The sequence below is a fragment of the Neorhizobium descurainiae genome, assembly GCF_051400715.1.
Classification (GTDB): Bacteria; Pseudomonadota; Alphaproteobacteria; order Rhizobiales; family Rhizobiaceae; genus Neorhizobium.
Genome location: NZ_JBLFFK010000002.1, coordinates 515,975 through 534,418, shown reverse-complemented (window position 1 = coordinate 534,418; position 18,444 = coordinate 515,975). Strand labels below are relative to the sequence as shown.

Below are 18,444 nucleotides of genomic sequence, written 5' to 3'. Positions count from 1 at the left end.
GCTTGTCATCGTCGTTGATAGGCTGATTTACGCCCGGCTGCGCCTGCGGCCCTGCTGGCCGCCAGTGCGATGATCTGGACGGTTGTCGCTGCCGAACTTCACCGGACCGCGGTTTTCACCCTGGTTGCGGCCCTGGCCGCCATTGTGAGCCTTGCGCTGGTTGCCGGACTCGTGGGCGCCGTGGGCTGCGTGTTCGCGCTTGCCCTGGCCCTGACCGTGATGCCCCTTGCCTTGGCCGCCGTTGCGGTGGGGACGTCCTTCCGCGCCGTTCTGAGGACCGAACTGCTTCTTGGCCGGACGGAAATCCGAGGTGGAGGCGAGATCGCTGTCGGCTTCGAAGCGCGGTGCTTCCTCGCCGCGGCGTTGGCCGCGAAAGTCCTCGTTGCGGCGGTTGTCCCGGTTCGGGCGGTCGCCTCGGAACGGACGGTCCTGACGCTCGCCGCGCTCTTCCGGACGGCCGGCGAATTCCGCGACATCGCCTTCGGGACGCGGGCGGCGGGCCGGGCGTTCGCGACGTTCCGGACGGCCTTCGCCGTTTCCACGACCTTCGCTACGGCCACGGCCCTGACCATTCCCGCCACGGCCGCGATTGCCGCCGCGGTTGTTGTTGCCGCCGCGCGACGGGCGGCTCAGCCCTTCCGGACGTTCGCCGGAGGCGGTGGCGATCTCGATGCCCATCAGGCGTTCGATGTCGCGCAGGAGACCGGTTTCGTCCGGGGCGCAGAAGGCGATCGCGATGCCGTCGCGGCCGGCGCGGGCCGTGCGGCCGATACGGTGCACATAGGCGTCCGGCACTTCCGGCAGGTCGTAATTGAAGACATGCGTGACGCCCGGGATGTCGATGCCGCGGGCCGCGACGTCGGTCGCCACCAGCACGCGGATGTCGCCCTCGCGGAACGCCTTCAGCGCCCGCTCGCGCTGCCCCTGGCTCTTGTTGCCGTGGATCGAGGCGACCTCGAATTCGAGGTGTTCCAGATGCTTGGCGAGCTTTTCGGCGGTGTGCTTGGTGCGCAGGAAGACCATGGCGCGCCCGTCCGGGTTCTCTGAGAGCGACTTCTTCAGAAGCTCGGTCTTGTCGTTCTTGCCGGCGACGAAGTGAACGTATTGCTCGACCTTGTCGGCAGCCTTGCCGGGCGGGGTGACCGAGACCTGCACCGGATCCTTCAGAAAATCGGCGGCGAGATCGGCGATGGCTTTCGGCATGGTAGCCGAGAAGAGCAGGGTCTGGCGCCTGGCCGGGACCATTTTCGAAATCTTGCGCAGGTCATGGATGAAGCCGAGGTCGAGCATCTGATCGGCCTCGTCGAGCACGAGGTAACGTACGGCAGTCAGGCCGATCGCACGACGGGCGATGAGGTCGAGCAGGCGGCCGGGCGTCGCCACGAGGATGTCGGTGCCCTTTTCGAGCTGCAGCTGCTGCTTGTTGATCGAAGCGCCGCCGACGACGGCGTTGATCTTCAGGGGCGTATTGCGGACGTAGCTCTTGAGGTTGACGGCGATCTGGTTGACCAGTTCGCGGGTCGGAGCAAGGATGAGCGTGCGGGTTGTGCGGTTGTCGGGACGCTTCGGCTCTTTCACGAGCATCTCGATGAGGGGGAGACCGAAGGCGGCGGTCTTGCCGGTGCCGGTCTGGGCAAGGCCGATCATGTCGCGGCCTTTGAGAAGTTCGGGGATAGCCTGCGCCTGGATCGGCGTCGGCGTTTCGTAACCAAGCTGAGAGAGGGTGGCTACGATCTGCTTGGCGAGGCCAAGCTCGTGGAAATTCGTCAAGTCGAATACCTTTTCGGGGGCGCCAAGAGCCATCGCCCGGGTCAGCACCATGCTGTCCGGCTTGCCTCTGGCGTCAAGAACCCCGCGTGAAGTGGGAACTTGTAAGTTGGAAATTGCTTTCCAGCGCTTAAACCCTCGAGGGTCGAGGGCGATCTATCTGTGCGCCTTGTTCCTTCTTCGCGGTTCTATTGACGCGGGGCCAGCTCACGCGGCGGCCGGAAGGTGAAAGCTGAAGCGCATTTGGTAGGTTTCAGGGCAAAAGTCAAGTGAATGTTTCGCAACTGCGAAACGTGGGATGACGAACAGGTTTTCTGGATTTGTGTGCGTTTTTGTTTTATTCTACACACAAAGGAGTTCCTTCATGACCGCACGCAAGGCCCGCAAGACCATTGCCTCAGCCGAGACGGATAACGTTGTCCGGCCGATCTCCCGCGCGGCCGTGGTCATGGAGGATGCACGCCGTGCCGGGCTTCTCGACGGCGAGGCTACGGAGCATCTGAGCGTGCGCCTGCCGAAGGCACTCGTCGATGCCGCCAAGATCGAGGCCGGCACGGACAAGCCGACGGAACTCGTCAGAATAGCCCTCGCTGTGCTGGCCAAGCCCGATCCCTCTGTAAAGTTTCTTTTTGAAAATTACGGCAGGCTTGGAAAAGACCACACGCTTGACTATTGATTTTTCTGCTGGCCTTCGACGGATTAAGCCTGAGAAAAGGCGAGGCCAACTGAGGCCCCGCCCGATGGGGGCGCTGCTTTCAGCGTCAGAATATCTTGCCGATACGCCAGCGAAGATCGTGCCGGACACGAATGTCTATATACGCTTTGCCGCGGGCTCTCTTCCCTTGCCGGTCCGGGCGCTCATGCTTGAAAGTCTTGCGTTCCACTGTTCTGTTTGCATTTCGGAACTGGCAACAGGCGTTGCGAACGCAGACCCATATCATCCTGGTTGGCGAGAGCTTCGCGATCACTATAGCGACTTCGTCACAACCATTCCCGCTGCCCGCCTCCTCACGCCCGATCCGCAAATCTGGACCGAAGCGGGGCTGATCGCCGGCACGCTGGCGCGCACGCAAAATTTCAAGCCGCATCAGCGCAAGGAATGTCTGAACGACGCGCTGATCTTCCTGACGGCGGCGAAGGCGGGCCTGCCGGTGCTGACCAGCAACCGTGACGAGTTCGACCTCATCCAGCAACTCGCGGCGCACGGCCAGTTCATCCATTACTAAAACGCAAAAGCCTGCTCCCTGGAAAGGAGCAGGCTTTCATGCTGACGCTGCGGCCGATCGGCCCAGTCAGTAGCGCGGGCAGACGCGGGCGCGGTAGGCATCGCCCCATTCGTTCTCGACCCATTCGTAATGGCAGCGCGGTGCATACTCGGCACGATAGTAGGTGCGATGGTAGACCGGCGGCGGCGGCGGGGCGTATTCGTATTCCGGCTCGACATAGACGGGCCGCTGCGACCCGGCGATGATCGCGCCGCCGATGATGCCGCCTGCGAGGCCGGCCGCGACGCCCGGCCAGACATCGTGGTGGCGGTCGCGGGCTTCAGCCGCGGGGGCAGTCGCCGTCAGGGCGCCTGCGACGGACAATGCGATGAGGCCTGCCGATAGGGTCTTTTTCATTACGGACATGGTCGTGTTCCTTTCCCCTTTTGTCGATCAAGGGCACCCGGGAAGCGTCGTGCTCAAAGGCGGCGGATTGATGGAGGCGGGCCATGGCCCTATCTGAACGGCTGTTCAGCTTGGTGCCGTCTAAGGTTGATTTCCGCCGATGCGAAGCAATCGCCGGTCGGCATTGCGTCGGCAATGTGGCGGCGGTGAGGAAAACCTGGGGCGGTCTTGAATCATGGTCCCCACGCGACTTTCGGCGCTTGCCGACTCGTCCCTATTCCTCCTCGATCGGGGTCGCCGATCCGAAGGGAACGTCACGCGGCTCCGCGTGGAAAGTCGGATAGCCGTCTGAATTGCGAACCTTCGCCCGGCTTCAACAACACGTTGTTAACGCTCGCCATGGTTTCATCAATTAATTTGAGGGCAAACGAATCGAAGCGGCAATTGGCCGGCGCGGCGGAGTGGCACGGTGGAGACGGAAAGCGAACTCTTGAAAACGGCGTGCGAGCGGATCAACGATCTCGCCGAACCCGCCTTCATCAAGGACAGCGCGCTCACTTACGTGGCGGTGAACGCGGCTTATGCGCGCCTTTTCGGCATGCAGCCGGACGAATTCGCCGGCAAGACCAGCCGCGGCCTGTCGGGCGCTCCGGAGGATGCCGACCGCAAGGAGAAGGAATGCCGGGCGATCGTGTTCGGCACGGACGAAACGGCGTTCTGCTTCGACCGGTCCGGCGTGATTCGCCATGAAATCCGCATCGAGCGCTTTCTCACCGAGGAGGATCATACCTATCTCTTCGGGTCCTTCGTATCGGCTCCGGACCTCGGCGCCGCTCCGGAAGTCAGGGGCGAGGCCCGGCCTGCGGCGGTTGCCAAGACGGGACCGATCTCGCTTTTCAACAGCACCCTACTCGACGACGCCCTCGACATGCTCGAAATGGGCATCGGCATCTACGACAAGAACAACGCGCTGCTCTACTGCAATTCGCAGCTCATCGATCATTTCTCGTCCATCTCAATCGACCTCAAGCCGGGCATCACGCTTCGGGAAATCCTGGGGCATGCCTACGATCGGCGGCTGCGCCTGTCGCCGGAAAGCTTCGGGCCTCGGGCGCCGGACAAGGACGCGTGGATAGCGCAGCGGATGAAGCCCTTCGAGCTTCCCTATTCGGAAAGCATCGACGAGCTTGCCGACGGGCGATGGCTCAGAAGCGTGAACAAGCGGCTGGAAAACGGCCTGCTGATCGCCATCAGGCACGACGTGACCGAATTCAAGGAGCAGGAGATGCTCCTGCGCACGCAGGTCTCGGAGACCATGCTGCTGCGCGCGGTTCTGGAAGACCTTCCGGTTCCGGTCTTCGTCCGCAACGGCGATCGTCAGCTCACCTATGCGAATGCCGCCTACGAGGCGATGCTGGGCGCCCCGCGCGAGCAGTTCCTCGGCAAGACCGAGACGGAGATGTTCCCGGATGCGGCCGAGCGTTACCGGCTTGAAAACGACCGGGTCATGGAAGGCGAGGAGATCGACAAGTCGGAGGATGTCGCCTTCCCCGACGGCTCCGTCGTTCCGGTCATCACGCGCCTGCGCCGCATCACGACCGAGGACGGCGCCCATCACCTCGTCGGCTCGCGCACGGACGTCTCCCTCATCAAGGAGGCGCAGAACAAGGCGGAGAAGCTCAGCCAAGACCTGGAAACGATGCTGAATGCCATCCCCGTCGGGATAGCCATTCTCGATGACGCGTTCGATTTCGAATACGCCAATCCGAGCTTCTATGATTTCTGGGACGCCGGCGAACAGTTCGATCTGCCGGGCCGCTCCTATCGCGACTTCCTCAAGGTCAATTTCGAGCACGGCATCTATTCCGGCTCGGCCCGGAGCTTCGACCAGATCTACGACGAGCGCGTCGCCGCGCTGAAGGAGGACGTCGACCGGCCGCCGATCGAGGTGAAGAGCCGCAACGGCCGGACCCTGGTGATCTCGGGCACGCGGCTTTCCGGCGACAAGACGCTGCTCACCTACATGGACATCACGGCGATCCGCAAGCGCGAGCAGGAGGTGCACGAGGCCCGTGCCGCGCTCGAGAGCCACGGCGCGTTGATGCGCGACGCGACGAGCGCCATGTCCCAAGGGCTGCTCATCCTGCATGACGGCGCGGTCATCTTCTCCAACGATGCGCTGACGGCCATGCTCGACATCCCGGCCGAGATGGTGATGTCGGGAGGCCTGTGGCGGGATATCTTCGGCTATTGCGTCGAGCGCGGCGATCTCGGCGCGCCCGAGGAAGCGGCGGAAACGCTGAAGGCCTGGGAGGAGAATGTCGCGGCCGGCAGGCCGGTGCACGCGTCCTTCCGTATCGGCGGGCACAAGTGGATCCAGGTGGAGGCGAACCTCACCGGCAGCGATCACTGGCTGGCGGTCTTCACCGACGTCACCGAAATGAAAGGCCGCGAGGAGGATCTGACGCGTCTCCTGCAGCGGGCGGAGGCGGCCGACCGGGCGAAATCGGAGTTCCTGGCCAATATGAGCCACGAGATCCGCACGCCGATGAACGGCGTGCTCGGCATGGCGGAACTGCTCGCCAAATCCAATCTCGACACCCGCCAGAAGACGTTCATCGACATCATCGTCAAGTCGGGCAACGCGCTGCTCACCATCATCAACGACATCCTGGATTTCTCCAAGATCGATGCCGGCCAGATGAAGCTCCGCAAGGCGCCGTTCGATCCGGTGGAGGCCATCGAGGACGTGGCGACGCTGCTTTCCTCTTCCGCCGCCGAGAAGGATATCGAGCTCATCGTCCGCGGCGACGCCTCGATCCGCGAGACGGTGATGGGCGATGCCGGCCGCTTCCGCCAGATCATCACCAATCTCGTCGGCAATGCGGTGAAGTTCACCGAAAAGGGACATGTCTTCATCGACCTCATCTCGAAGCCGATCGGCCCGGGCGAGATGATGCTGTCGGTCCGCATCGAGGATACCGGGCTCGGCATTCCGGACGAGAAGCTGAAATCGGTCTTCGAAAAATTCTCGCAGGTGGACACGTCCTCCACCCGCCGCCACGAGGGCACCGGCCTCGGGCTCGCGATCACCGCCGGCCTCACGGAACTTTTCGGCGGCCACATCGATGTGGAAAGCGAAATCGGCCGCGGTTCGGTCTTCACCGTGCATCTGCCGTTCCAGGTGGTCAGCGAGCGCAATGTCCAGACGGCGCTGCCGATCAATACGAGCGGCGCACGCATCCTCGTCGTCGACGACAATGCCGTCAATCGCCGCATCCTGACCGAACAGCTCAACATGTGGGGCTTCGACACGGTCGCGGCCGAAAGCGGCGCCGAGGGCCTGGCGATCATCCGGGAGGCCGCCCGCATCGGCGTCGTGGTCGACGTGATCGTGCTCGACTATCACATGCCGGAGATGAACGGGCTGGATTTCGCAAGGCAGATGCGGCGCGATCCGCGCTTCGACGGCACCGGCGTCGTCTTCCTGACCTCCATGGACATGGCGGGCGACGACAGCACCTTCGCCGCCTTGAACATTCAGGCGCATCTGATGAAGCCTGCCCGCGCCAATCTTCTGCGCAGCACGATCATCGACGTGGTCCGCTCCATCCGCACCAAACGGCGCGCGCTCGAGAACCTGCAGATCGCCCCCCGGCCGCAGCCGGCCGCAGCCGTTCCGGCTGCCGTGCAAGTCCCAACGCCCGCTGCTGTTCCCGTTCCGGCGCCGGCAGCCTCCCCGGCGCCGATCTTCGCCGCAGAGCCGTCCTCGACGCCGCCGGTCCGCTCGGCGGCGACGCTCGACGTGCTGGTCGCCGAGGACAACGAGGTCAACCAGATCGTCTTCACCCAGATCCTGCAGACGACCGGCTGGCTTTTCCAGATCGTCAAGAACGGCGCCGAGGCGGTCGACGCATGGAAGGAGCACGATCCGGCGGTGATCCTCATGGACGTGTCCATGCCGGTCATGAACGGGCATCAGGCGACCCGGAAAATCCGCGAGATGGAACAGGAAACCGGCACCCATACGCCGATCATCGGCGTCACGGCGCATGCGCTCGAAAGCGACCGGGAACTCTGCTTCCAGGCGGGCATGGACGATTATCTCTCCAAGCCGATCAGCCCGGAGGCGCTGGAAGCCAAGATCCGTACATGGCTCGGCGGGGCTGTGATGACATCGGTTTCGCAATAGGCCCTTCCGCCTCGTCCAGATCGCGGCGGAGAATTCCGGAGCCGAAGGAAGGCTCCGCCGGCGGGAAGATCATTTCTCCCCGCACAACATCTCGCGTTTTCCCGCGAAGCCGGGGCGGCGCTCGACCGTGAAGCCCGCGGCCTGAAGGTTGCGGCGCACGAAGCCGGCGGCGGCATAGGTGGCGAACGTGCCGCCCGGCACGGTTGTCTCGTAAATCGCCTGCATCAGCTCGGGCGACCACATGTCCGGATTGCGCGACGGCGCGAAACCGTCGAGGAACCAGGCGTCGAAACCGGGGTCCGCGTTCGCGACGCCCTCCAGCGCCGGGCCGCACACGACTGTCAGCCGCGTCTGATCGTCCATATCGAGGTCGATCCTGCCGGCAGGATCGTCCGGCCATGCCGCCGTCAGCGCCTTGCGTTCCGCATCGATCTCCGGCCAGCGGGAGAGCGCCCGGCCGATTTCGTCGCGTCTCATCGGGTAGAGTTCGAAAGACATGAAATGCAGCCGCGCGCCAGGCTTGCGGCGGAGTTTCCATTGCCGCCAGGTCTCGCAGAAGTTCAGTCCGGTGCCGAAGCCGAGTTCGCCGATCCGGAAGCCGCGTTCTTTCGGGTCTCCGGCCGGTGACCACCGTTCAGGCAGGCCGTTGCCGGCCAGAAAGACATGGCCGCACTCCAGCCGTCCGTCGGTCCGGCAATAAAAGTGATCGCCAAACTTTTGCGAATAGGGCATATCGCCGTCGTGCCAGTCGAGAGGCTGGCGGTCCGGCATCTGGCCGGCGGTTGCAAGAATGTCGGGATCACGGTCGCTCATGGGACATGCGGATAATCCTGCCCGCCCCGGGGGTCAATCGGGTTCTCCCGCGCGGGCCGATCTCGTCATCCTCGGCGGCGGCATCATGGGCCTCTGGGCGGCGGTCAAGGCGGAGCGCCTCGGCATCGGGACGGTGCTCGTCGATTCAGGCCCGTTGGGGCAGGGGGCGAGCGGCGGCCTGCTCGGCGCGCTGATGCCGCACATGCCGGACAAGTGGAACGACAAGAAGCAGTTCCAGTTCGAAGCCCTTCTGTCATTGGAAGACGAGATCGCCGACATCGAGGCGGCGACCGGCATCGCCTGCGGCTACCGCCGCTCCGGCCGGCTGATCCCGCTGCCGAAGCCGCATTTGCGAACGATCGCGCTTCGCCATTCGGCCGACGCCGAAACCCATTGGCGGCAGGGCGGCCGCCGTTTCCACTGGCATGTCGTCGACCGCCCGCCGCAAGGCGGCTGGCCCGATGCCTCTTTTGCCGGTGCCGGCCTCGTACACGACACCTTTGCCGCTCGGGTTTCGCCCCGGAGCCTCGTCTCGGCGCTCGCCGCCTTCCTGCGTTCGTCCAGGCATGTCCGGATCATCGAAGGCCTCGAAGCGGAGCGGATCGAGCCTGCGAGCAACAGGATCGTTTTCCGGAGCGGGGAAAGCATCGCCTTCGGCCATGCGATCGTCGCGGCAGGTCATCGTTCCTTTCCGCTGCTGGAAGCCATCTCGCCGTCCCTGCCGCGTCCGATCGGCCAGCCGGTGAAGGGGCAGGCGGCGCTGCTCAGGGCCGATACCGATCCCTCGCTGCCGGTGATCTTCCTGAACGGGCTTTACGTCGTCGCCCATGAGGGCGGCCACGTCGCAGTCGGCAGCACCAGCGAGGATGCTTTCGAGGATGCCTTTTCGACCGACTTCCGGCTCGAGGATCTCATCGCCCGTGCCGGGGCGCTCGTGCCGGCGTTGAGGAATGCGCCGGTCGTCGAACGCTGGGCGGGCCTGCGTCCCAAGGCGATCGACCGCGACCCGATGGTCGGACCGCATCCCGATCACCCGCAAGTGATTGCCCTCACGGGTGGTTTCAAAGTCAGCTTTGGGCTCGCCCACAGACTGGCGGACGCGGCGCTTGCCGCCGTAAAATCCGATGAAATGCGGCTTCCGGCGTCATTCACGCTGGAAAATCACCTGTCCGTCGCTTCGCGTTAAGCGCGAATTGCTCAACCCTCCGTCGTCAATCTGTCACGCAAATCACTTAACCCCCTGCGCAGGGATTGTTGAGCAATGCGTAAAACATCAGGGCCGGGAAGGGAAGCACGAGAAGGTGACGCATGCGCTATGCCATTCATTTCACGCCCCCGGCTCATGACCCGCTGACGCTTGCGGCGGCCCAATGGCTCGGCCGCAACGCCTTTTCCGGCGAAGCCATGGAGCCTCCCGCGATCCGCGGCATCGGCATTCACGACATCGCTTTCAATACCGCGCTGCCGCGCCGCAACGGTTTCCATGCGACGCTGAAGGCGCCGTTCCGTCTCGCGCCCGACGTCACCGAACCCATGCTGCTGCGGCATCTGATGCGGTTTGCCGGCGCCCACGATCCGTTCGAACTGCCGAAGCTGGAAGTCGTGCGGCTCGGCAATTTCTTCGGCCTTGCGACCGTCATTCCCTGCGAGGCGATGCGTTTCCTCGCCGCTTCCGTGGTGCAGGAATTCGATGCCTTCCGTGCGCCGCTCACGGAAGCCGAGCTGGAGCGGAGCGATCCCGGCGATCTCTCCGCGCCGCAATTCGCCAATCTCCACCGCTGGGGCAATCCTTACGTGATGGACGAATTCCGCTTCCACATGACGCTGACGGGGCCGCTCTCCGCCGTCGAGATGCCGCGTTTCGAACTGGCGCTCAGGGAATATTTCGATCCCTATCTCAGGAAGCCGGTGGATGTCGCCAATCTGGCGCTTTTCGTGGAACAGGAGCCCGGCGCGCCCTTCCAGGTGCATTCCCTGCATCCCATGGGCCGGGTGGCCGCGCGGAAGATCGCGTGAACTTCCAACGCATGCCGCCCGAAAGTGGGTTTCGGGGCGACGGCATGCGTAAAAGCTGGCGATCACTTTTGTTCAAGAAGGCAGCGCACGAAAATGCTATACCGGCGAGATGCAGAACATCTCCCAGGAACAGGCTGCCGATCACATGCCGCTGGCGCAGGCGGAAACCACGCGCTTCTGGCGCGACAGCCGTTTCGGCGGCATGGAGTGCCTGACGGCCACCTTCCTGACCCACGAATTCGCCCCGCACGCGCATGACACGTTCAGCATCGGCGCGATCGAAAGCGGCAGTCAGGTGGCGACGATCCGCGGCGCGCGCGAGGCTTCCGGGCCGGGCGATCTCTACCTCATCAATCCCGGCGAAACCCATGACGGCGCACCCTCGGGCGGCGGCTACCGTTACCGGATGATCTATCCGGACCTGTCGCTCCTCCGCGAGATTCTCGAAGACGTCACGGGCAAGCCGTTCCACGGCACGCCGGCCTTCGGCAGGCAGATCCTCCATGACCGGAAACTCGCCGGCGCCTTTCACGAGGCGCATCGCACGCTGGAGGAGGGGTCCGGCGCGCTGGAGACGAGCCAAGCCATGTTCCTGGTGCTGGACGCCATGTTCCGCCGGCACGGCAGCTCGATCATCATCCCCACCGACTCGGCGGAGCGGTCCGCGGTCCGCCGGGCGCGCGACTATCTGATCGAGCACTATGCCACCGATGTCGGACTGGAAGAACTCGCCGCCGTCGCGGGGCTCAGCCGCGCCCATCTCATCCGCGCCTTCCGCAAGGAATTCCACATCACGCCGCATTCCTTCCTGACCGACATCCGCATCAGGATGGCGCGCAAGCGGCTGCGCGAAGGCGGCCTGCCGGCGGAGATCGCGCTTGAATGCGGCTTTGCCGACCAGGCGCATTTCACCCGCCATTTCAAGGCGCGCACGGGCCTGACGCCAGGGCAGTACCGGGCGCGATAATGGCTGTCTCCGGTCGGTGACGGTCGTCTTGCGCGTGGCTGCATGCATCACTTTCGTTCAAGACGGCCCCTTGCCGACGCTTTATCACCTCCGCTCCCAACGGAGGTTTTCGACGTGAATGACAATGCAAGATTTCGGGAATTCCTCGACGGCATGCGGGCGATCGCGCCGCTAATCGCCGCTGTGATCCCGATCGGCCTCGTGTTCGGCGCGGTGGCGGCCACCAAGGGCCTCACGCCGGCCGAAGCGGGCCTGATGAGCGCGCTGGTCTTTGCAGGCGGCTCGCAATTCGTGGCGATGGACATCTGGACGCATCCGGCATCCTGGGCGGGCGTCGGTTTCGCCGCGCTGCTCGTCAACATCCGCCACGTGCTGATGAGCGCGTCGCTCGGCACGAGGATGCAGGCCTTCGGTCCGGGCTCGCGCTACCTTTCCATGCTCTTCCTCGCCGACGAGATCTGGGCGATGGCCGAGTTCCGCGCAAAGGTGGCGAAATTGACCCCTGCCTGGTTCTCCGGTCTGGTCGTCCCCTTTTATCTCGCCTGGACTCTGTCGGGTATCGCGGGCGCCGCCCTCGGCGCCTTTCTCGGCGATCCTGTCGTGCTCGGGCTCGACTTCGCCTTTCCGGCTGTCTTCATCGTGCTGGTCATGGGCTTCTGGAAGGGACCGGAAACCGGCGCCGTGCTCATCGCCAGCGGCGCGGCCGCCGTCCTCACGCAGCATTTCGTGCCGGGCGTCTGGTACATCGCGGCGGGCGCCGTCGCCGGCCTTCTCGCCGCCGTCGCCACCGGCGGTCGCCACAGCGTCGAGGCGGCGTCATGAGCGTCGATTTCGCGACCCTTCTCGCCATCCTCGCCATGGCGGCCGCCACGATGCTGACCCGCGTCGGCGGCCTCTTCCTCATCCGCTACGTCTCGCTCGAAGGCAGCCGCCGCAAGGCGATCGAATCGATCCCGCCCGCCGTCCTGATGGCCGTCGTCGCGCCGACCGCCTTTGCCGCCGGCATTGCCGAAACAATCGCCTGCGCGATGACTGCTTTTGCGGCACTTCGCCTGCCGATGCTCGTTTCCGTGGCACTCGGCGTCGCCTGCGTGGCCTTCCTCCGTGCGCTCGGCATGTAAGTCCACGTTTCTATCTCGACATTCGCGGAAAGGGTGCGCTACCGTCGCTGCGAATGTTCGAGGTGAAATGATGCAGGGACAAGATTATCCGCGCGACCTGATCGGCTACGGCCGTTCTACCCCCGATCCCAAATGGCCGGGCGGCGCCCATGTCGCCGTCCAGTTCGTGATCAACTACGAGGAAGGTGGCGAGAGCTGCATTCTCGACGGCGATCCGGCCTCGGAATGCCTGCTGTCGGAAATCGTCGGGGCCGCGCCCTGGCAGGGCCAGCGCAACCTCAATATGGAGTCGATCTACGAATACGGCTCGCGCGCCGGCTTCTGGCGGTTGTGGCGCCTGTTCACCGAGCTGAAAGTCCAGGCGACCGTCTATGGCGTGACGCTTGCCATGGCCCGCAACCCGGAAGCCGTCGCCGCCATGAAGGAAGCGGGCTGGGAGATCGCCAGCCACGGCTACCGCTGGCTGGAATACAAGGATTTTCCGGAGGAGAAGGAGCGCGAGCACATCCGGGAGGCCGTGCGGCTGCATGCCGAGCTCGTCGGCGAGCGACCCTACGGCATGTATCAGGGCAAGCCGTCCGACAACACGCTGCGCCTCGTCATGGAGGAGGGCGGTTTCCTCTATTCCTCCGACAGTTACGCGGACGATCTGCCCTATTGGGTGCCGGGGCTGGATCGCAAACCATTCCTGATCATCCCTTACACGCTTGAAACCAACGACATGCGGTTCGCGACGCCGCAGGGGTTCAATGCCGGCGACCAGTTCTTCAACTATTTGAAGGACGCCTTCGACACGCTCTATCAGGAGGGCAAGGAGGGCAGTCCGAAGATGATGTCGGTCGGCCTTCACTGCCGCCTCGTCGGGCGTCCGGGCCGCGTGGCGGCGCTGCGCCGTTTCATGGAATACGTGCTCTCCCACGACAAGGTCTGGGTGCCGCGCCGCATCGAGATCGCCAACCATTGGCACGAGCATCACAAGCCGGCGGGTGAGCTTTGAGCGCGCGGGCCGATTTCATCGAAAAGTTCGGCGGCGTGTTCGAACATTCGCCGTTCATCGCCGAGCGCGCCTATGATGCGGGCCTCGTCTTCGTGCCCCTGACGGCAAAGGGCGTGCATGCCGCGCTCACTTCGATCTTCCGCAAGGCGAGCCGGGAAGAGCGGCTCGGCGTGCTGCGCGCCCATCCGGACCTCGCCGGCAAGCTCGCGATCGCGGGCGCGCTCACCGAAGACAGCAGACAAGAGCAGGCCGGCGCCGGGCTCGACCGCCTCACGCCAGCCGAACATGCCCGTTTTACCGAACTCAACACCGCCTATACCGAAAAATTCGGCTTTCCCTTCATCATCGCCGTGAAGGGGCTCGACAGGCAAGACATCCTGACCGCCTTCGAAAAGCGCATCGATAACAGTGCCGAGGAGGAGTTCGAGACCGCCACGGCCCAGGTTGAAAGAATCGCGCTTCTGCGCCTGCAATCCATGCTTCCGGAGAATTGAATGACCGAGACGACCGACAACACCCTGCCATCCTTCGCGATCGGCGCGATCAACCTCGCGTCGGCGCGCCTCGGCGCCAGGGGCCTCTATGCGACCGACGAGTTCTTCGCGCCGCTCGAACGCATGCTCAACGATGCGCCGGCGAGCTTCGACCCGGATCTTTACGACGACAACGGCAAATACATGGACGGCTGGGAAAGCCGCCGCAAGCGCGTGCCCGGCCATGACTTTTCGGTGGTCAAACTCGCCATGCCCGGCCGCATCTTCGGCTTCGACGTCGATACCAGCTATTTCACCGGCAACTATCCGCCCCATTGCTCGATCGAGGCCGCGTTCGTCGAAAACGGCGACCCGACCGACGCCACCCCATGGACGGAAATCCTCGGCAAGTCGGCACTCGGACCCGGCGCGCACCACTTCTTCGAGAATGCGGGGAAGGAGAAGGTCTGGACGCATCTTCGCCTGCACATCTATCCGGACGGCGGCATCGCGCGCCTGCGCGTCTACGGCTCGGCGCATTTCGACTGGGAGAAGGTCGGCCCGGGCGAGGAGATCGATCTTGCCTATATCTTCCACGGCGCCAAGGCGCTCGCCTGGTCGGACGCCCATTACGGCCATCCGGACAAGATGCTGGGGCCGGGCCGCGGCCTCAACATGGGCGACGGCTGGGAGACGAAACGCCGCCGCGGGCCGGGCCACGACTGGGCGGTGATCCGCCTCGGCCGTCCGGGCACGATCAAGCGCGTCGTCGTGGACACGCATTTCTTCAAGGGCAATTTCCCGGACACCTGCGAGCTGCTCGGCGCCTATCTGCCGGAGCTCGGCGATACGCTGACCGAGGCCGAGATCGCCGCGTCGGAGGGCTGGAAACCGATCCTGCCGCGCCAGAAGCTTGAGATGGACCATGTCCACGAATACGGTGCCGGCACCGTCGCCGATATCGGCCCCGTCACCCATGTGCGCTATGCCATGCATCCCGACGGCGGCACCATGCGCCTGCGGCTCTATGGTACCAAGGCGTGAGTTCTTTCCTCACGACGTTCCGTCGCCTATATTGACGGCATCAGGAGTGACGCCGCCATGAGACCGTCCGAAGTCTTGGAGAAGAACCGGGAGATTATCCGGGAGATCGCCGCCCGCCGGCAGGTCTCCAATCCCCGTGTCTATGGCTCCGTGCTGCGCGGGGAGGACAGGCCGGATAGCGACCTGGATATTTTGGTCGATCCATCGCCCACGACATCGCTTGTTACGCTCGGCGGGCTTCAGGGCGATCTGGAGGAGGCGCTTGGAGTACCGGTCGACGTGAAGGTCCCCGGCGATTTCCCGCCGAAAGTGCGTGAACGCATTATTGCGGAAGCTGCCGCTATATGAGTGTGGAGCGCCTCGAAGCCTATCTCGATCGGATGATCGTCGCGGGAAGCAAGGCCATGCGCTACGTCGCAGGCATGGACCGGGACGCATTCGTCCGTGACGAAATAAAGCAGGATGCAGTCATCGCGAATATCATGGCGATCGGCGAGTGCGTGACGAAGATCATGGAGCGATTTCCGGATTTCGCCGTCGAACATCCGGAAATTCCCTGGCGGGATATCCGGAACATGCGAAATCGCATTGCACATCAGTATTTTGAAGTCGATATCGACACCGTCTGGCGTACGGTTACGACAAATATACCGGAGTTGGTGCGTCAGCTCGATTCGATCCGAAGCTGAGGAAGCCGCTTCTTTCCCCGATACGTTCCGTCGCCTATATTGACGGCATCAGGAGTGACGCCGCCATGAGACCGTCCGAAGTCTTGGAGAAGAACCGGGAAGCGATCCGCGAAGCGACGAAGCGCTTCAACGCGGCGAACCCGCGCGTCTTCGGTTCCGTCGCCCGCGGCGAGGACGGCCCGGACAGCGATATTGACATCCTCGTCGATGCGCTTCCCGGATCGACACTTTTTACGCTCGGTGGCCTGCAATACGAGCTGGAGCAGATGTTCGGCGGCATCAAGGTCGATCTGTTGACGGAAGGCGGTCTTCCTGCCCCCATTCGTGACCGCGTTCTTTCAGAAGCAAGGATCATATGACGGCCGACCGTTTGAAAGAGTATCTCGACCAGATGCGTTCTGCCGCGCTCAAGGCCCAGGAATTTGCGGCCGACATGTCGAACGAAGCATTTCTGGGCGACATGCGAACGCAGATGGCGGTCGGGATGGCGCTAGTCCTGATCGGCGAGGCCGCTTCGAGGATCATGGCGAACTATCCAGATTTTCCTGTCGATCACCCGGAAATACCGTGGTCGCAGATAAAAGGCATGCGGAACTTCGTCGTTCACGACTACTATGAGCTTGAACTACCGATCGTGCTGGAGACTGTGAAGAAATCCCTACCGGCACTCGTTTCCCAACTCGATTCCCTTCACAACTGGCATGCTCAAGGCGAATGACGGGGGGCGAATGACCAAAGGGAATGACGTGACCGAATATCTCGAAATCCTGCCGTTAAGCAGGCAAGCCTTCGCGCCCTATGGCGATGTCATCGAGGCCGATCCTTCGACCATGCGGCTGATCAACGGCGGCACGACGGAACGCTACCATGCATTGGCGGAGCCCGTCGTCGTCGGCGAACCGGTCCGCCTGATCTTCAACATCTTCCGCAGCCAGCCGAGGCAGTTTCCCTATGCCGTCACCATGATGGAGCGGCATCCCTTCGCAAGCCAGAGCTTTACGCCCCTTTCAGGCCGTCCGTTCCTGGCCGCCGTCTCGGAGGATGAAGAGGGCAGGCCCGGCAAGCCCAAGGTCTTCCTTGTCCAGCCGCACCAGGGCGTCAACTATTTTCCCGATGTCTGGCACCATCCCCTGATGGCGCTCGGTGCCGTCAGCGACTTCCTCGTGGTGGACAGGGACAACCCGTCGGAAAACTACGAGGAGTTCTTTTTCGAGAAACCTTACTTCATCGCGGAGCCCCGCCCATGACAGGCCTCACCACCCATGTCCTGGACACGGCGAGCGGCACGCCCGCGCAGGGCCTGACAATCGATCTCTACCGGCTGGCGGGCGACAGGCGGGAGAAGATCAAATCCGTCGTCACCAACAGCGACGGGCGTGTGGATGGCGGCCCGATCCTGATCGGCGAGGCCTTTGCCGTCGGCGAATACGAGCTGGTCTTCCATGCCGGGGATTATCTTCGCGCCCGAGGCATCAAACTCACCGAACCCGCTTTCCTCGACACAATCCCGATCCGCTTCGGCATTTCGGATGTCACCGCGCATTACCACGTGCCGCTGCTCCTTTCGCCCTATGGGTATTCCACCTACCGGGGAAGCTGATGCGTTTTGCCGCCATCGCAGACGTGCATGGAAACTGCGCAGCGCTGGAAGCGGTGCTGGCCGACATCGCCGCGCTCGGCATCCGCGACATCGTCAATCTCGGCGATTGCTTCAGCGGCCCTCTGGATGCCGGTCGTGCCGCCGATCTCATGCTGCTTCTCGACATGGAGGGGACCCAGACGGTGCGCGGCAATCACGATCGCTACCTTCTCGAAATGCCGGTCGCCGCTCTCGGTGCCTCCGATGCGCATGCCCATCGGCAACTCGCGCCCCGGCATTTCGACTGGCTGCGCAAGCTGCCCTTCAGCATGGTCTATCGCGACGACGTCTTTGTCTGCCATGCGACGCCCATGGACGACAATCTCTATTGGCTGGAGAAGGTTTCTCCCGAAGGGCATGTGTGCCTGAGGCCGCAGGAGGAAATCGAGGCTATGGCGGAGCGCATAGAGCAGCCGCTGATCCTGTGCGGCCACAGCCATATTCCGCGGGCCGTGCAGCTTTCCGACGGGCGGCTGATCGTCAATCCCGGAAGCGTCGGCTGCCCGGCCTACGACGACGACCAGCCGGTCCTCCACAAGGTTGAGACGGGTCATGCGATGGCTTGCTATGCGGTGCTTGAAAAGACGGGGAAGGGCTGGGTGCCTCAGTTCCGCCACGTGGCCTATGATCACATGGCGATGTCGCGGCTTGCGGCCGAAAACGGCCGGACCGACTGGGCGACGGCGCTGGCGACGGGCAGGGTTGGCTAGTTGGGCGCCGTGTTCCGCTCGATCTCGTGCGACGCGGCACGCGCCAGAAAACCGGAGCGGGAGAGGCCGTTCGCCTCCGCAAAGCTGTCGATCCGCTGCAGGATATCTTCCGGCAGCGTGATGTTGATGCGCACGGCCTTCGCCGTTTTCGTCTTCAAGCTTACAAGGAACGCTACCGCGTCGCGGTTGTCAGGGTCTGCCATCACGCTTTCCAGGCTTGTCGGCTCGGGAATGGTCCCGCCATCCTCGACCATGCCTTCCACATGAAAGGCGAGCGCTTCCTCGGCCATCCGGCGGGCTTCGTCCAGCGTCGAGCCAGCCGTCACGACGCCGGGGAAGTCCGGGAAAGAGACGCCGTAATCGCTGTCCGCTTCCTTATGGATAAGGCCGATATAGTTGTTCATTG

Annotated in this window: 22 protein-coding genes; 18 read left to right on the top strand and 4 right to left on the bottom strand. The window is 63.7% G+C overall.

What is annotated here, in order from left to right:
- Positions 1–27: 27 nt before the first annotated feature.
- Positions 28–1,821 (bottom strand): DEAD/DEAH box helicase, encoded by a 1,794-nt coding sequence (locus ACMGE0_RS06200; RefSeq protein WP_436814979.1) that lies wholly within the window; start codon positions 1,819–1,821, stop codon positions 28–30.
- 310 nt (positions 1,822–2,131) lie between these two features.
- Between ACMGE0_RS06200 and ACMGE0_RS06195 the strand changes: the two genes are divergently transcribed.
- Both ACMGE0_RS06195 and ACMGE0_RS06190 read left to right on the top strand, forming a co-directional pair.
- Positions 2,132–2,443 carry a hypothetical protein gene (locus tag ACMGE0_RS06195; protein WP_436814978.1) on the top strand — a complete coding sequence of 104 codons (312 nt, stop codon included), beginning with the start codon at positions 2,132–2,134 and terminating at the stop codon, positions 2,441–2,443.
- 64 nt (positions 2,444–2,507) lie between these two features.
- Positions 2,508–2,993: a type II toxin-antitoxin system VapC family toxin gene (locus ACMGE0_RS06190; RefSeq protein ID WP_436814977.1), complete on the top strand. Its 486-nt coding sequence runs from the start codon at positions 2,508–2,510 to the stop codon at positions 2,991–2,993.
- Between the two features lie 66 nt (positions 2,994–3,059).
- Here the strand turns inward: ACMGE0_RS06190 and ACMGE0_RS06185 are convergent, their stop codons facing one another.
- Positions 3,060–3,398 (bottom strand): hypothetical protein, encoded by a 339-nt coding sequence (locus ACMGE0_RS06185; RefSeq protein ID WP_436814976.1) that lies wholly within the window; start codon positions 3,396–3,398, stop codon positions 3,060–3,062.
- Between the two features lie 448 nt (positions 3,399–3,846).
- Here ACMGE0_RS06185 and ACMGE0_RS06180 point away from each other — a divergent pair, with 448 nt between their 5' ends.
- Positions 3,847–7,569: a response regulator gene (locus ACMGE0_RS06180; RefSeq protein WP_436814975.1), complete on the top strand. Its 3,723-nt coding sequence runs from the start codon at positions 3,847–3,849 to the stop codon at positions 7,567–7,569.
- Positions 7,570–7,638: 69 nt separating this feature from the next.
- Here ACMGE0_RS06180 and mnmC2 read toward each other — a convergent pair whose 3' ends face one another.
- The gene (gene mnmC2 / locus ACMGE0_RS06175) at positions 7,639–8,382 is read right to left on the bottom strand and encodes a tRNA (5-methylaminomethyl-2-thiouridine)(34)-methyltransferase MnmC2 (protein WP_436814974.1); all 744 of its coding nucleotides are present in this window, start codon (positions 8,380–8,382) and stop codon (positions 7,639–7,641) included.
- Between mnmC2 and ACMGE0_RS06170 the strand changes: the two genes are divergently transcribed.
- The 15 genes from ACMGE0_RS06170 (at position 8,381) to ACMGE0_RS06100 (ending at position 18,038) form a co-directional block, all read left to right on the top strand.
- Positions 8,381–9,568, top strand: coding sequence for an NAD(P)/FAD-dependent oxidoreductase (locus ACMGE0_RS06170; protein WP_436814973.1), 1,188 nt, complete (start codon positions 8,381–8,383; stop codon positions 9,566–9,568). The two genes, mnmC2 and ACMGE0_RS06170, sit on opposite strands and share 2 nt — an antisense overlap.
- Positions 9,569–9,690: 122 nt before the next feature.
- Positions 9,691–10,398 (top strand): DUF1045 domain-containing protein, encoded by a 708-nt coding sequence (locus ACMGE0_RS06165; RefSeq protein WP_436814972.1) that lies wholly within the window; start codon positions 9,691–9,693, stop codon positions 10,396–10,398.
- Positions 10,399–10,507: 109 nt separating this feature from the next.
- Positions 10,508–11,365, top strand: coding sequence for an AraC family transcriptional regulator (locus tag ACMGE0_RS06160; protein WP_436814971.1), 858 nt, complete (start codon positions 10,508–10,510; stop codon positions 11,363–11,365).
- Positions 11,366–11,518: 153 nt separating this feature from the next.
- Positions 11,519–12,187: an AzlC family ABC transporter permease gene (locus tag ACMGE0_RS06155; RefSeq protein ID WP_436815078.1), complete on the top strand. Its 669-nt coding sequence runs from the start codon at positions 11,519–11,521 to the stop codon at positions 12,185–12,187.
- The gene (locus ACMGE0_RS06150; RefSeq protein ID WP_436814970.1) at positions 12,184–12,486 is read left to right on the top strand and encodes an AzlD family protein; all 303 of its coding nucleotides are present in this window, start codon (positions 12,184–12,186) and stop codon (positions 12,484–12,486) included. Before ACMGE0_RS06155 ends, ACMGE0_RS06150 begins: the two co-directional genes overlap by 4 nt.
- Positions 12,487–12,556: 70 nt before the next feature.
- A complete protein-coding gene (puuE, locus tag ACMGE0_RS06145) occupies positions 12,557–13,483 on the top strand; it encodes an allantoinase PuuE (RefSeq protein ID WP_436815077.1) in 927 nt (308 codons plus the stop codon).
- A complete protein-coding gene (gene uraD, locus ACMGE0_RS06140; protein WP_436814969.1) occupies positions 13,480–13,977 on the top strand; it encodes a 2-oxo-4-hydroxy-4-carboxy-5-ureidoimidazoline decarboxylase in 498 nt (165 codons plus the stop codon). Before puuE ends, uraD begins: the two co-directional genes overlap by 4 nt.
- Complete coding sequence (alc, locus tag ACMGE0_RS06135; protein WP_436814968.1) at positions 13,978–15,000, top strand: allantoicase; 1,023 nt, start codon at positions 13,978–13,980, stop codon at positions 14,998–15,000.
- Positions 15,001–15,057: 57 nt separating this feature from the next.
- Entirely contained in the window at positions 15,058–15,348 is a 291-nt protein-coding gene (locus tag ACMGE0_RS06130; RefSeq protein ID WP_436814967.1) for a nucleotidyltransferase family protein, read from the top strand.
- Positions 15,349–15,404: 56 nt separating this feature from the next.
- A complete protein-coding gene (locus ACMGE0_RS06125) occupies positions 15,405–15,689 on the top strand; it encodes a HepT-like ribonuclease domain-containing protein (protein WP_436814966.1) in 285 nt (94 codons plus the stop codon).
- Positions 15,690–15,754: 65 nt separating this feature from the next.
- Complete coding sequence (locus tag ACMGE0_RS06120) at positions 15,755–16,048, top strand: nucleotidyltransferase family protein (protein ID WP_436814965.1); 294 nt, start codon at positions 15,755–15,757, stop codon at positions 16,046–16,048.
- Positions 16,045–16,407 (top strand): HepT-like ribonuclease domain-containing protein, encoded by a 363-nt coding sequence (locus ACMGE0_RS06115; protein ID WP_436814964.1) that lies wholly within the window; start codon positions 16,045–16,047, stop codon positions 16,405–16,407. The genes ACMGE0_RS06120 and ACMGE0_RS06115 overlap by 4 nt, the downstream gene beginning before the upstream one ends.
- Positions 16,408–16,417: 10 nt before the next feature.
- Positions 16,418–16,936 carry an ureidoglycolate lyase gene (locus tag ACMGE0_RS06110; protein ID WP_436814963.1) on the top strand — a complete coding sequence of 173 codons (519 nt, stop codon included), beginning with the start codon at positions 16,418–16,420 and terminating at the stop codon, positions 16,934–16,936.
- Positions 16,933–17,289: a hydroxyisourate hydrolase gene (gene uraH, locus ACMGE0_RS06105; protein WP_436814962.1), complete on the top strand. Its 357-nt coding sequence runs from the start codon at positions 16,933–16,935 to the stop codon at positions 17,287–17,289. Before ACMGE0_RS06110 ends, uraH begins: the two co-directional genes overlap by 4 nt.
- Positions 17,289–18,038, top strand: a complete 750-nt coding sequence (locus ACMGE0_RS06100; protein ID WP_436814961.1) for a metallophosphoesterase family protein — start codon at positions 17,289–17,291, stop codon at positions 18,036–18,038. The genes uraH and ACMGE0_RS06100 overlap by 1 nt, the downstream gene beginning before the upstream one ends.
- Here the strand turns inward: ACMGE0_RS06100 and ACMGE0_RS06095 are convergent.
- A complete protein-coding gene (locus tag ACMGE0_RS06095) occupies positions 18,035–18,442 on the bottom strand; it encodes a type II toxin-antitoxin system HicB family antitoxin (protein ID WP_436814960.1) in 408 nt (135 codons plus the stop codon). The genes ACMGE0_RS06100 and ACMGE0_RS06095 overlap by 4 nt on opposite strands.
- Between the last annotated feature and the right edge of the window lie 2 nt (positions 18,443–18,444).

What these genes read in the sequence shown, in the direction of transcription:
- ACMGE0_RS06165 (WP_436814972.1), top strand. Translation starts at nt 9,691, where the DNA reads ATGCGCTATGCCATTCATTTCACGCCCCCGGCTCATGACCCGCTGACG.
- ACMGE0_RS06125 (WP_436814966.1), top strand. Translation starts at nt 15,405, where the DNA reads ATGCGCTACGTCGCAGGCATGGACCGGGACGCATTCGTCCGTGACGAA.
- ACMGE0_RS06095 (WP_436814960.1), bottom strand. Translation starts at nt 18,442, where the DNA reads ATGAACAACTATATCGGCCTTATCCATAAGGAAGCGGACAGCGATTAC.
- ACMGE0_RS06195 (WP_436814978.1), top strand. Translation starts at nt 2,132, where the DNA reads ATGACCGCACGCAAGGCCCGCAAGACCATTGCCTCAGCCGAGACGGAT.
- ACMGE0_RS06160 (WP_436814971.1), top strand. Translation starts at nt 10,508, where the DNA reads ATGCAGAACATCTCCCAGGAACAGGCTGCCGATCACATGCCGCTGGCG.
- puuE (WP_436815077.1), top strand. Translation starts at nt 12,557, where the DNA reads ATGCAGGGACAAGATTATCCGCGCGACCTGATCGGCTACGGCCGTTCT.
- alc (WP_436814968.1), top strand. Translation starts at nt 13,978, where the DNA reads ATGACCGAGACGACCGACAACACCCTGCCATCCTTCGCGATCGGCGCG.
- mnmC2 (WP_436814974.1), bottom strand. Translation starts at nt 8,382, where the DNA reads ATGAGCGACCGTGATCCCGACATTCTTGCAACCGCCGGCCAGATGCCG.
- ACMGE0_RS06190 (WP_436814977.1), top strand. Translation starts at nt 2,508, where the DNA reads ATGGGGGCGCTGCTTTCAGCGTCAGAATATCTTGCCGATACGCCAGCG.
- ACMGE0_RS06115 (WP_436814964.1), top strand. Translation starts at nt 16,045, where the DNA reads ATGACGGCCGACCGTTTGAAAGAGTATCTCGACCAGATGCGTTCTGCC.
- ACMGE0_RS06200 (WP_436814979.1), bottom strand. Translation starts at nt 1,821, where the DNA reads ATGGTGCTGACCCGGGCGATGGCTCTTGGCGCCCCCGAAAAGGTATTC.
- ACMGE0_RS06120 (WP_436814965.1), top strand. Translation starts at nt 15,755, where the DNA reads ATGAGACCGTCCGAAGTCTTGGAGAAGAACCGGGAAGCGATCCGCGAA.
- uraH (WP_436814962.1), top strand. Translation starts at nt 16,933, where the DNA reads ATGACAGGCCTCACCACCCATGTCCTGGACACGGCGAGCGGCACGCCC.
- ACMGE0_RS06185 (WP_436814976.1), bottom strand. Translation starts at nt 3,398, where the DNA reads ATGTCCGTAATGAAAAAGACCCTATCGGCAGGCCTCATCGCATTGTCC.
- ACMGE0_RS06150 (WP_436814970.1), top strand. Translation starts at nt 12,184, where the DNA reads ATGAGCGTCGATTTCGCGACCCTTCTCGCCATCCTCGCCATGGCGGCC.
- ACMGE0_RS06170 (WP_436814973.1), top strand. Translation starts at nt 8,381, where the DNA reads ATGGGACATGCGGATAATCCTGCCCGCCCCGGGGGTCAATCGGGTTCT.
- ACMGE0_RS06110 (WP_436814963.1), top strand. Translation starts at nt 16,418, where the DNA reads ATGACCAAAGGGAATGACGTGACCGAATATCTCGAAATCCTGCCGTTA.
- ACMGE0_RS06155 (WP_436815078.1), top strand. Translation starts at nt 11,519, where the DNA reads ATGCGGGCGATCGCGCCGCTAATCGCCGCTGTGATCCCGATCGGCCTC.
- ACMGE0_RS06130 (WP_436814967.1), top strand. Translation starts at nt 15,058, where the DNA reads ATGAGACCGTCCGAAGTCTTGGAGAAGAACCGGGAGATTATCCGGGAG.
- ACMGE0_RS06100 (WP_436814961.1), top strand. Translation starts at nt 17,289, where the DNA reads ATGCGTTTTGCCGCCATCGCAGACGTGCATGGAAACTGCGCAGCGCTG.